The sequence below is a fragment of the Pseudomonas sp. PHC1 genome (genome assembly GCF_046487845.1).
Taxonomy (GTDB): domain Bacteria; phylum Pseudomonadota; class Gammaproteobacteria; order Pseudomonadales; family Pseudomonadaceae; genus Aquipseudomonas; species Aquipseudomonas sputi.
Genome location: NZ_JBJXHJ010000001.1, coordinates 552,031 through 561,880, shown reverse-complemented (window position 1 = coordinate 561,880; position 9,850 = coordinate 552,031). Strand labels below are relative to the sequence as shown.

Here is a 9,850-nt window from a genome sequence, read left to right as displayed (position 1 = left end):
GTTAGCTCGAGTAACGCTTTTGACGTGCCGGCCCCATCGGAAGGCTGAGTGGAGGGATTCATCCGGGGGTAGGCGCGCAGCGCCGTTCGACGAAGTCGAACACATCGAGAGGAGGTGCAGCGAAGCAAACCGGAGGCGATGCCCCCGGATGAATCCCGGAACGAAGGAACCCCGAGCCCCAGCGAGGGGCCGAACGCCGGGGCCCAGCGTTTTGCTTACTTTTGGGCGTCTGCAAAAGTGAGCCGCTGTAAGAGCGGAACCGCCAGCCGCAGCACCCGCAGAAACGGATATGAACGCAATAAAACGGGAACCTGGTCGGCCCAAAGGCCGCCAAGTCCAAATCAAAGCCGAAAATGCCCAACCATGCCCCTGAGCTCACTCCCCAACTGCGCCAGCTCAACACTCGAAGCCGCATTCCCACGCATGGCAATAGAAGACTGATCCGCACTCGCCCGAATACTCGTCACACTGCGATTAATCTCCTCGGCCACCGAACTCTGCTCCTCGGCCGCCGCCGCAATCTGCTGGTTCATCTGCTGAATCAACGAAACCGCCGCCGCAATACTCCCCAGCGCACTTTCGGTCTGCAACGCATCACTCACCGCCAGCTTCACCAGTTCGCCACTGCTCTGAATCTGCTGCACCGACGAATGCGCCGCCGAGCGCAAGGCGCTGACCAGCCGCTCGATTTCTTCGGTTGACTGCTGCGTGCGCCGGGCCAGCGCCCGCACTTCATCGGCGACCACCGCAAAGCCCCTGCCCTGCTCGCCCGCCCGCGCCGCTTCAATCGCCGCGTTGAGCGCCAGCAGGTTGGTCTGCTCGGCGACACTCTTGATCACCTCCAGCACCGTGCCGATGTTCTGGATTTGCGCACTGAGGCTTTCGATGCTCGAACTGGCCGAGGTCGCCGAATCGGCCAGTTGCTCGATCCGCGCCATGCTCTGACGCACCACCTGCTGACCGCTTTCGACCTTGCCATCAGCGGTCTGCGCTGCGAGCGCCGCTTCCTCGGCGTTACGCGCCACATCGTGAACGGTGGCGGTCATCTGGTTCATCGCCGTGGCGACCTGTTCGGTTTCCTCTTTCTGGCTGCTGACCTCAAGGTTGGTCTGCTCGGTCACCGCCGACAGCGATTGCGCCGAACTGGCCAACTGTTCGATACCCGCCTGCAACCCGCTGACAATCGAGCTCAGCCCCGCGCCCATCTGCCGCATGGCCAGCATCAATTGGCCGATTTCGTCACGGCGGGAGACCTCGATCGTTGCACTCAGATCACCGGCCGCAATCTGTTGCGCCACGTGAATCACGCTGCGCAACGGTGCAACGATCAGCCGGGTAATCACCCACGCCGCAATCAGCCCGACCAGCAACGCCAGCGCCGATGAGCCAATGATCAACACCGAATTCTTTTTCAGTTCGCCCTGCATGGCGCCGTCTTGCGCGACATACGCCTGATCGACCCGCGCCACGACTTCGTCGGCCCGCTGGTGCAACTGTTGATAGACAGTCTTTTCCTGGGCCAACAATCCGGTGTACTCGGCCAGCTTGTCGCTGAACCCGGCAATGTGCCCGGACACTTCATTGAGCACCGTCAGGTAACCCTCGTCCTTGACTGTGGATTTGAGCTGTTCGGCCTGAACCTGAGCCTGAGCGGCCTGCTCGATATTGCCCTGGCCTGCGCTGTCATCACCCTTGCGGCTTTGATCCAGGCGTACCCGCGCTTCATTCATCGCCTGCAACATCAAGCGTGAGACCTGGTTGACCTGACCGGCCTGCTCGATGAATTGCGCCCCGTCCTTGCCCTCGCTGTCTTTCAGGGTGTAAGCGCCGTCGTCAGCCAGACCGGCCTGCAATACATCGAGATTGTTGGCAACACTGGACACCGACCAACTGGCCATTTCCAGCGCCAGGTCCTTGGCCTGGGACAACGAGACAAATTCATCGAACGCCTTGCGATAGGCAATCAGTGACTGCTCGACGTCGCTCATCACCGATACATTCGCCGACGATTGCGCCTTGAGCCCATTGGCCATGACGATCAGGCCGTCGACACCTTCATGCAAGGCATCGACGGTTTTCGGGTTGCCGTGCAAGGCGTAGTCCTGCTCCAGCAGACGCACCTTGAGCAAACCGCTGTTGAGCGATGACATCTGCTTGAGGCCGTCGAAGCGCTGACTGATGGTTTGCAGGGACCAGACGCCGATGGCCGCCACCAGTGCGGTCAGCAACAACACCAGCACAAACCCGATACCCAGTTTTTTTGCCATACCGAGGTTGGCAAAACGTCCTTGCACGGCCGAAATCATTGCGCGTAGTCCCCTGCCATAGTCTGTTGCTGAAGATTCGCAACGGCCTTGAAGCAGCACAAGTCTCTGGCGTCGGAATAATGGCAAAAAGCTACGCACGCGTCGTTTTCAGAACGCTGGAGGTCGATCCACGGCCGTGCTGCGAAAAAACTGTCTTGCCCGAGGGTCACAGGCGTAAGCCACGTTGATGCGTTGCCAGTCGCAGGCCTCACCACTGGGGCTGAACGACGTTGCGCAAGACAACTGCACTCCGCAGCGCAAGGCATGCCTGCGCAAATGTGCCTCATCGGCCCAAGGCGCGCGCGTCCAGATGAACAGCCCCCCCGTGGGTTTGCCGAACACTTCCCAGTCTGCATCCTCCAGGACCTGCAAGACTGCCGCACGATCGGTGCTGAGGCGCTGACGCTGACGCTGCACCAGTTTGCGATAGGCACCACTGGCCAGCAGACCGGCCAGCACCGCCTCAGAAAACCTTGAGGTACCCACGCAACTGACCATCTTGACCCGCGCCATCCGCTCGATCAGCGCTCCATCGGCCATCACGAAACCCACCCGCAGCGAGCTGCTCAGGGTCTTGGAAAAACTGCCGACGTAAATCACCCGCCCCTCATCATCCAGTGCTGCCAGTCGAGTGCCGCTGCCGTTGTGCAGATCCGCGTAGACATCGTCTTCGATCAGCCGCAGATCATAGAGCCTGCTCAACTGCAGAATGCGTCGGGCAACTGCCGGCAGCAGGCAACTTCCCGTGGGATTGTGGTGGTGACTGTTGATGAATAACGCGCTGGGCCGAAACTGCTGCAGCAACGACTCAAGCGCCTCGACATCCGGCCCGACCGCCGTGCGGCGAACCTCCAGCATACGCACGCCATGCAAGCGCAGCAGATCGAACAGCGGCGCATAACCCGGGGTTTCTACCACAACCCAATCACCGGCCTTGAACAAGGTCCGCACGATCAGGTCCAGTGCGTGGCTGGCGCCGGCGGTGGTCATCACCTGTTCTTCAGCGGCCTTGATATTCAGCAACCCCAGGCGCCTGACGATCTGTTCGCGCAACGCCTGCAGGCCCAGAGGGGTGCTGTAGTTGAACAGGCTGGCCATGTCGGCGCGTGTCACCTCGCGGATCGCATAGCCGAGATCATCGGGTTCGCGCCAACTCTCCGGCAGGACGCCGCTTCCCAACGTCAAACCGCCGCGCCATCGGGAGACAGGGTCGCCCCCGCTGCGCTCCCCATCGCACCCGGAGCCATCGATCGGCTTGCAGCACGCCGGCAACGAAGCCGCCACGATGAAACCCGAGCCCTGGCGCGAAGCCAGAACCCCTTGCGCCACCAGCCGTTCGCAGGCTTCCATGACGCAGGACTGGCTGAGCAGATTGCACCGTGCGATCTGGCGTACGGAGGGCAGGCGCGTCGTTGGCGGCACCTGGCCTTGCATGATCCACTCGGTCAACCCGTCAACAATCTGCTGTACGACCGGCACCATTGCCTGTCGGTCAATTCTCAATTCCATGAGCACGCAAACTCCTGTCCGTTTTGCTGGCGGCAGTAAATCACAGCCATGCCCTCGAAGCTGTGCGACAAAACCGCCAAAAACCTCCGTTCTCACCATTTGAAACACATTGTTTAGCGGATTCACGGAACCGCCCCCAAGGCGAAAAAAAACCCGCCAGCGGGCGGGCTCCTTCATGCGTCGAGCAATTCCGTTTCAGAAGGCGGTCACGCCACCATCCACGGCCAGCGAATGGCCGGTGGTAAACGCCGCACCATCACTGCACAGATACAGCACGGCGCTGGCAATTTCCTCGACCTTGCCGATGCGGCCGACCGGGTGCATGGCGTTGGCGAATTCGCCTTTTTTCGGGTCTGCCTCATAGGCGCGACGGAACATGTCGGTGTCAATCACCGCCGGGCATACGGCGTTGACGCGGATTTTCTTCTTGGCGTATTCGATCGCAGCCGACTTGGTCAGGCCGATCACCGCATGCTTGGAAGCTGCGTAGATACTCATCTTCGGCGCAGCGCCCAATCCAGCCACCGATGCGGTGTTGACGATCGCCCCGCCGCCCTGAGCCAGCAGCAACGGCAACTGGTATTTCATGCACAGCCAGACGCCCTTGACGTTGACGCCCATGATCGCATCGAACTCGTCCATCGAGCCTTCGGCCAGTTTGCCCTTCTCGATCTCGATCCCGGCGTTGTTGAAGGCATAGTCAAGACGACCGTAGGTATTGATCACCTCGTCCATCAGATTTTTCACTTCGCTTTCGACGGTCACGTTGCAGCGCACGAAGGTCGCTTCGCCACCGGCTGTACGAATCAGCGCCACGGTGCCCTCGCCCCCGGCCGCATCCAGATCGGCCACCACCACTTTCAGACCTTCGGCAGCGAATGCCTGGGCCGTCGCACGGCCAATGCCGTTGGCCGCGCCGGTGACGACGGCTACCTGACCGGAAAACGTCATGCTCATTGTTATGTCCTCGAATGCGGGGGAATGGATGGAGGCAGCATAGCCACAGGGGCCTGAGTGACGTCAGCACTATCAAAAGGCCGGTTAGGCTTTCATGAATCGCAGTGATGAAACCCAGGCCGGCACTATCACCGTACTGGATCAGCCTGCATTCGCCCGGTGAGCCAACCTTGCGACATCGCTCCTGAAGGTCTATCAACAAGGCTTCATTCAATTCGAGTGCCTGTCATGACCAACCAGACCAATCGCCAGTTCCTGCTCGCCAAACGCCCGGTGGGCGCCGCCACCCGCGAGACCTTCACCTATCAGGAAGTCCCGGTCGGCGAACCGGCGGCGGGGCAGATTCTGGTCAAGAACGAATACCTGTCCCTCGACCCGGCCATGCGCGGCTGGATGAACGAAGGCAAATCCTACATCCCGCCGGTGGGTCTGGGCGAAGTCATGCGCGCATTGGGCGTCGGCAAAGTCATCGCGTCGAACAACCCGGAGTTTGCGGTCGGGGACTACGTCAACGGTGCCCTGGGCGTGCAGGATTATTTCCTCGGAGAGCCAAGAGGTTTCTACAAGGTCGATCCGAAACTGGCACCGCTGCCGGTTTACCTGTCCGCACTGGGCATGACCGGCATGACCGCCTACTTCGCGCTGCTCGATGTCGGCGCGCCGAAGGCCGGTGACACCGTGGTGCTGTCCGGCGCAGCAGGTGCGGTAGGCAGCATCGCCGGGCAGATTGCCAAGATCAAAGGCTGTCGGGTGGTCGGCATCGCCGGCGGCGCTGACAAATGCAAGTTCCTGATCGATGAACTGGGCTTTGACGGCGCCATCGACTACAAGAGCGAGGACGTGCTGGCCGGTCTCAAGCGCGAATGCCCGAAAGGCGTGGACGTATATTTCGACAACGTCGGCGGTGACATCCTCGACGCCGTACTCAGCCGTATCAACCTGAAAGCACGCGTGGTGATCTGCGGCGCGATCAGCCAGTACAACAACAAGGAAGCGGTCAAAGGCCCGGCCAATTACCTGTCCCTGCTGGTCAACCGCGCACGGATGGAAGGTTTCGTGGTGATGGATTACGCCGCGCAGTACGCCAGCGCCGCCCAGGAAATGGCTGGCTGGATGGCCAAGGGTCAGCTCAAGAGCAAGGAAGACATCGTCGAAGGCCTGGAAACGTTCCCGGAAACCCTGGGCAAACTGTTCAGCGGCGAGAACTTCGGCAAGCTGGTGTTGAAGGTCTGAAAACAACGAAGGGAGCCATCGGGCTCCCTTCGTTGCATCTTCAGCTGATCGCTCAGGCCAGTTCGGCAACCACCGAGGCCAGTGCCTGGGCCGGATCCGCCGCCTGACTGATCGGACGGCCGATCACCAGATAGTCGGAACCGGCATCCAGCGCCTGACGCGGGGTCAGGATGCGACGCTGGTCGTCCTGGGCGCTGCCCGCCGGACGAATCCCCGGGGTCACCAGTTGCAACGACGGGTGCGCGGTTTTCAGCGCAGTGGCTTCCAGCGCCGAGCACACCAGACCGTCCATCCCGGCCTTTTCGGCCAGCGCCGCCAGACGCAGCACCTGCTCCTGCGGCTCGATGTCCAGGCCGATACCCGCCAGATCCTCACGCTCCATGCTGGTCAGCACGGTCACACCGATCAGCAACGGCTGCGGGCCGCTGCGCTTGTCCAGCTCTTCACGGCAGGCCGCCATCATGCGCAGGCCGCCGGAGCAATGAACGTTGACCATCCACACGCCCATCTCGGCCGCGGCCTTGACCGCCATCGCCGTGGTGTTGGGAATGTCGTGGAATTTAAGGTCCAGGAATACTTCAAAACCCTTGTCACGCAGGGTGCCGACGATTTCCGCGGCGCAACTGGTGAACAGTTCCTTGCCCACTTTGACCCGGCACAGCTTCGGGTCCAACTGGTCGGCCAGCTTCAGTGCGGCGTCACGGGTGGGGAAATCCAGGGCGACGATGATAGGAGTCTGGCAGGCGGACATGGATGGGCTCTCAGGCAAGTCGAAATCGGCGCGCATTGTAGCGGAACCGGCGGCGGCGCGGCACCCGATGATCGGTAAATCGTCGCGCCAACCGTGATCAGCATAGCCTTGCAGGGTATTGTGTCGAACCCGATACACAACCGACACGCCGGCAACATGCGCCCGCGCTAGCCTCGCCAGCCGCAACAAGTCCTTACAGCAGCCCTTCCCGCCTCACGGCCGGACGCCTATGCTGAAACCACAACCTCGCAGCCTATCTTTGTGGTTGGCGGCCTACTGGCAGATGAACAGCCTCATGCACAACTCCCAAGCCTCCGTGAACGATGAGCAGAAAGACGACAAGCGCTGGAGCATCCGCGCCCTGATCGTCGACGATGACGTGCCGATCCGCGAACTGATGATCGACTACCTGGCCCGTTTCAACATTCACGCCAGCGGTGTGACCGACGGCGCGGCGATGCGCCAGGCGATGCAGGCCGAACATTTCGACGTGGTGGTGCTCGACCTGATGCTGCCCGGCGAAGACGGTCTGTCGCTGTGCCGCTGGCTGCGCGCTGAATCGGACATCCCGATCCTGATGCTCACCGCCCGCTGCGAACCCACCGACCGGATCATCGGCCTGGAACTGGGCGCCGATGACTACATGGCCAAACCGTTCGAACCTCGGGAACTGGTGGCGCGGATCCAGACGATTCTGCGTCGGGTGCGCGACGACCGCAGCGAACAGCGTGCGAATATTCGCTTCGACAACTGGCGCCTGAACAGCGTCCTGCGCCAGTTGATCGCCGACGATGGCCTGGTGGTGCCGCTGTCCAACGCCGAATTCCGCCTGCTCTGGGTGTTCATCGAACGCCCGCGCCGGGTACTCAGCCGCGAACAGTTGCTGGACGCCGCCCGAGGTCGCTCGATCGAAGCCTTCGACCGCAGCATCGACCTGCTGGTCTCGCGCCTGCGGCAAAAACTCGGCGACGACCCGAAGGCCCCGCAACTGATCAAGACCGTACGTGGTGAAGGCTACCTGTTCGATGCGCGAGACATCGGCTGATGCGGGCGCGCTTCGACACGCTGTTCGGCCGTCTGTTCGGCGTGCTGTTGGTGGCGATCGTCCTGGCGCATCTGCTGGCCTTTGCCTGGTTCCGCCTCTACGGCCCGCCGCCACCGCCACCGCCACCGCCACCGGAGTTCTCGCAAAACCTCGACGGTAAACAGCCGCCGCAGGATCCGCGCTACCCTCCGCGTCCGCCGCGCCCCTGGTTCGGCGGGCCGATCGTGCCGCTGACCTTCCAGTTCATCTCGCTGATCATCGCTGCCTGGTACGGCGCCAAACTGCTGACCCGGCCGATCCAGCGTCTGAGCGACGCAGCCGCGCGCCTGAGCGAAGACCTCGACAGCCCACCGCTGGACGAAAGCGGTCCGCGGGAAGCACGGCAGGCTGCGCACACCTTCAACCTGATGCAGCAGCGCATCCGCGAACAGGTGCAGCAACGGGCGCGCATGCTCGGCGCCGTCTCCCACGACCTGCGCACTCCGCTGTCGCGGCTGAAACTGCGCCTGGAAAATATCAACGACGACAAATTGCAGGGCCAGATGCGCCAGGACCTGGACGACATGATCGGCATGCTCGACGCCACCCTGACCTACCTGCACGAACAGCGCACCAGCGAAGCCTTGCAGTTGATGGACGTGCAGGCGCTGGTCGAATCACTGTGCGAAAACGCCCAGGATCAAGGCGCCGACGTTCAGGTCAGCGGCCACTGCGCCCCGTTGCAGGTACAGCCGATGGCCCTGCGCTCGTGCATCAACAACCTGATGGACAACGCCCTGCGCTACGCCGGGCAAGCGCACATCGAACTGCAAGACCAGCGCGAACAACTGTTGATCCGCGTCATCGACCACGGCCCGGGCATCGCGGCGGACAAGCGTGAAGCGGTATTCGAGCCGTTCTTCCGCCTCGAAGGCTCACGTAACCGCAACTCCGGCGGTGTCGGCCTGGGCATGACCATCGCCCGGGAAGCGGCACAGCGCCAGGGCGGACAACTGACCCTGGCAGAAACACCCGGCGGCGGCCTGACCGCCGTGATCCAACTGCCTCGCCACTGAGCCCGACTGTGTACCGGCCGGTACAAACCTCACATACCCACGACACCTTGCACCTTGAGGCTGCATAAGCCGGTACACCCACCGGTTTTCCAGTCCAAGGAGTGAGCCCGATGATCGGTAGCGTCAGCAACTACACGAGCTATACCAGCACCAGCAGCACCTCCACCCAAAACGCCCGCAGCCAGCAACTGCAGAAGGAACTGTTCGCCAGGCTCGACAGCAACGGCGACGGCGCGGTGGACCAGGACGAACTCGGCAACGGCCTGACCAGCGCCGGCAGTAGTGCCGACAGCAGCAAAATCTTCTCGGCCCTGGACAAAAACGAAGACGGCGTCGTCAGCCAGGACGAACTCGCCGCCAGCCTCACCCCACCGCCACCCCCACAAGCCTCCAGTGACGAACTCTTCAGCCAACTCGATGCAGACGGAGACGGCACTGTTACCGCCACCGAACTGAACAGCGCGTTGCAGGTCAGCGACAGCACCTCATCGAACAACACCGACACCGCCGCCGCCCTGCTCAAGGTTCTGGACAGCGACAGCAGCGGAGGCGTCAGCAGCGACGAACTGAAAGCTGCATTACAAGCAGGTCGCGAACGTCCAAGCGACGAAGAAACCGCCAGCACCACCCAGACCACCACTGAAGCGTTGAACCGGATGATTGCCAATCTGAGCAAGCAATACTCGCTCGAAAGCACGGCATCGGTGGGCAAGTATTTGAATGTCGCGACTTGAGATGAGGTGAAGAGGATCACTCTCGAGTCAAGACTTGAGGGTCGATTACTCTCGCTGGGTGAGTGGTTTGCTTTGGATCTGCGGTCTGTCATCAAAGCGGCCCTCACCCTAGCCCTCCCGAAACGTCGGACCGCCCAGAGGGAGAGGGACTGACCGAGGTGTTTGGGAGAGATACCCCGACGTGAGATACCGAAGTGAACTCGGTTCTGAAACACATAAGTTCACTACTGCCCCTGCATCGACATTGGCACCAGCACCAG

At 61.8% G+C, this 9,850-nt stretch carries 8 protein-coding genes and 1 pseudogene; 4 read left to right on the top strand and 5 right to left on the bottom strand.

Features of this window, described 5'->3' with window-relative positions; genetic code table 11:
- Positions 1-341 precede the first annotated feature (341 nt).
- The 4 genes and pseudogenes from ACKJSM_RS02555 to ACKJSM_RS02540 form a co-directional block, all read right to left on the bottom strand.
- On the bottom strand, positions 342-1,205 hold the full coding sequence (locus ACKJSM_RS02555) for a methyl-accepting chemotaxis protein (RefSeq protein WP_373874287.1): 864 nt from the start codon (positions 1,203-1,205) through the stop codon (positions 342-344).
- Positions 1,203-1,427: pseudogene (locus tag ACKJSM_RS02550) on the bottom strand (HAMP domain-containing protein); the annotation flags it as partial. The pseudogene ACKJSM_RS02550 and the gene ACKJSM_RS02555, both read right to left, overlap by 3 nt.
- A 987-nt stretch (positions 1,428-2,414) precedes the next feature.
- Positions 2,415-3,815 carry a PLP-dependent aminotransferase family protein gene (locus ACKJSM_RS02545; protein ID WP_410236545.1) on the bottom strand — a complete coding sequence of 467 codons (1,401 nt, stop codon included), beginning with the start codon at positions 3,813-3,815 and terminating at the stop codon, positions 2,415-2,417.
- Between the two features lie 195 nt (positions 3,816-4,010).
- Positions 4,011-4,772, bottom strand: coding sequence for an SDR family oxidoreductase (locus ACKJSM_RS02540; protein ID WP_007917441.1), 762 nt, complete (start codon positions 4,770-4,772; stop codon positions 4,011-4,013).
- 228 nt (positions 4,773-5,000) lie between these two features.
- Between ACKJSM_RS02540 and ACKJSM_RS02535 the strand changes: the two genes are divergently transcribed.
- On the top strand, positions 5,001-6,005 hold the full coding sequence (locus ACKJSM_RS02535; protein ID WP_236177930.1) for an NADP-dependent oxidoreductase: 1,005 nt from the start codon (positions 5,001-5,003) through the stop codon (positions 6,003-6,005).
- A 52-nt stretch (positions 6,006-6,057) separates the two neighbouring features.
- Here the strand turns inward: ACKJSM_RS02535 and pyrF are convergent, their stop codons facing one another.
- Positions 6,058-6,756, bottom strand: coding sequence for an orotidine-5'-phosphate decarboxylase (pyrF, locus tag ACKJSM_RS02530; RefSeq protein ID WP_207983661.1), 699 nt, complete (start codon positions 6,754-6,756; stop codon positions 6,058-6,060).
- A gap of 295 nt (positions 6,757-7,051) precedes the next feature.
- Between pyrF and ACKJSM_RS02525 the strand changes: the two genes are divergently transcribed.
- The 3 genes from ACKJSM_RS02525 to xopAW all read left to right on the top strand — a co-directional run bounded on the left by ACKJSM_RS02525 (position 7,052) and on the right by xopAW (position 9,590).
- A complete protein-coding gene (locus ACKJSM_RS02525) occupies positions 7,052-7,801 on the top strand; it encodes a response regulator (RefSeq protein WP_039772900.1) in 750 nt (249 codons plus the stop codon).
- On the top strand, positions 7,801-8,856 hold the full coding sequence (locus tag ACKJSM_RS02520; protein WP_410236544.1) for a sensor histidine kinase: 1,056 nt from the start codon (positions 7,801-7,803) through the stop codon (positions 8,854-8,856). Before ACKJSM_RS02525 ends, ACKJSM_RS02520 begins: the two co-directional genes overlap by 1 nt.
- Before the next feature lie 110 nt (positions 8,857-8,966).
- Complete coding sequence (xopAW, locus tag ACKJSM_RS02515; RefSeq protein WP_410236543.1) at positions 8,967-9,590, top strand: XopAW family type III secretion system calcium-binding effector; 624 nt, start codon at positions 8,967-8,969, stop codon at positions 9,588-9,590.
- The last annotated feature ends 260 nt before the right edge of the window (positions 9,591-9,850 follow it).

What these genes read in the sequence shown, in the direction of transcription:
- ACKJSM_RS02520 (WP_410236544.1), top strand. Translation starts at nt 7,801, where the DNA reads ATGCGGGCGCGCTTCGACACGCTGTTCGGCCGTCTGTTCGGCGTGCTG.
- xopAW (WP_410236543.1), top strand. Translation starts at nt 8,967, where the DNA reads ATGATCGGTAGCGTCAGCAACTACACGAGCTATACCAGCACCAGCAGC.
- ACKJSM_RS02555 (WP_373874287.1), bottom strand. Translation starts at nt 1,205, where the DNA reads ATGGGCGCGGGGCTGAGCTCGATTGTCAGCGGGTTGCAGGCGGGTATC.
- ACKJSM_RS02535 (WP_236177930.1), top strand. Translation starts at nt 5,001, where the DNA reads ATGACCAACCAGACCAATCGCCAGTTCCTGCTCGCCAAACGCCCGGTG.
- ACKJSM_RS02540 (WP_007917441.1), bottom strand. Translation starts at nt 4,772, where the DNA reads ATGAGCATGACGTTTTCCGGTCAGGTAGCCGTCGTCACCGGCGCGGCC.
- pyrF (WP_207983661.1), bottom strand. Translation starts at nt 6,756, where the DNA reads ATGTCCGCCTGCCAGACTCCTATCATCGTCGCCCTGGATTTCCCCACC.
- ACKJSM_RS02545 (WP_410236545.1), bottom strand. Translation starts at nt 3,815, where the DNA reads ATGGAATTGAGAATTGACCGACAGGCAATGGTGCCGGTCGTACAGCAG.
- ACKJSM_RS02525 (WP_039772900.1), top strand. Translation starts at nt 7,052, where the DNA reads ATGCACAACTCCCAAGCCTCCGTGAACGATGAGCAGAAAGACGACAAG.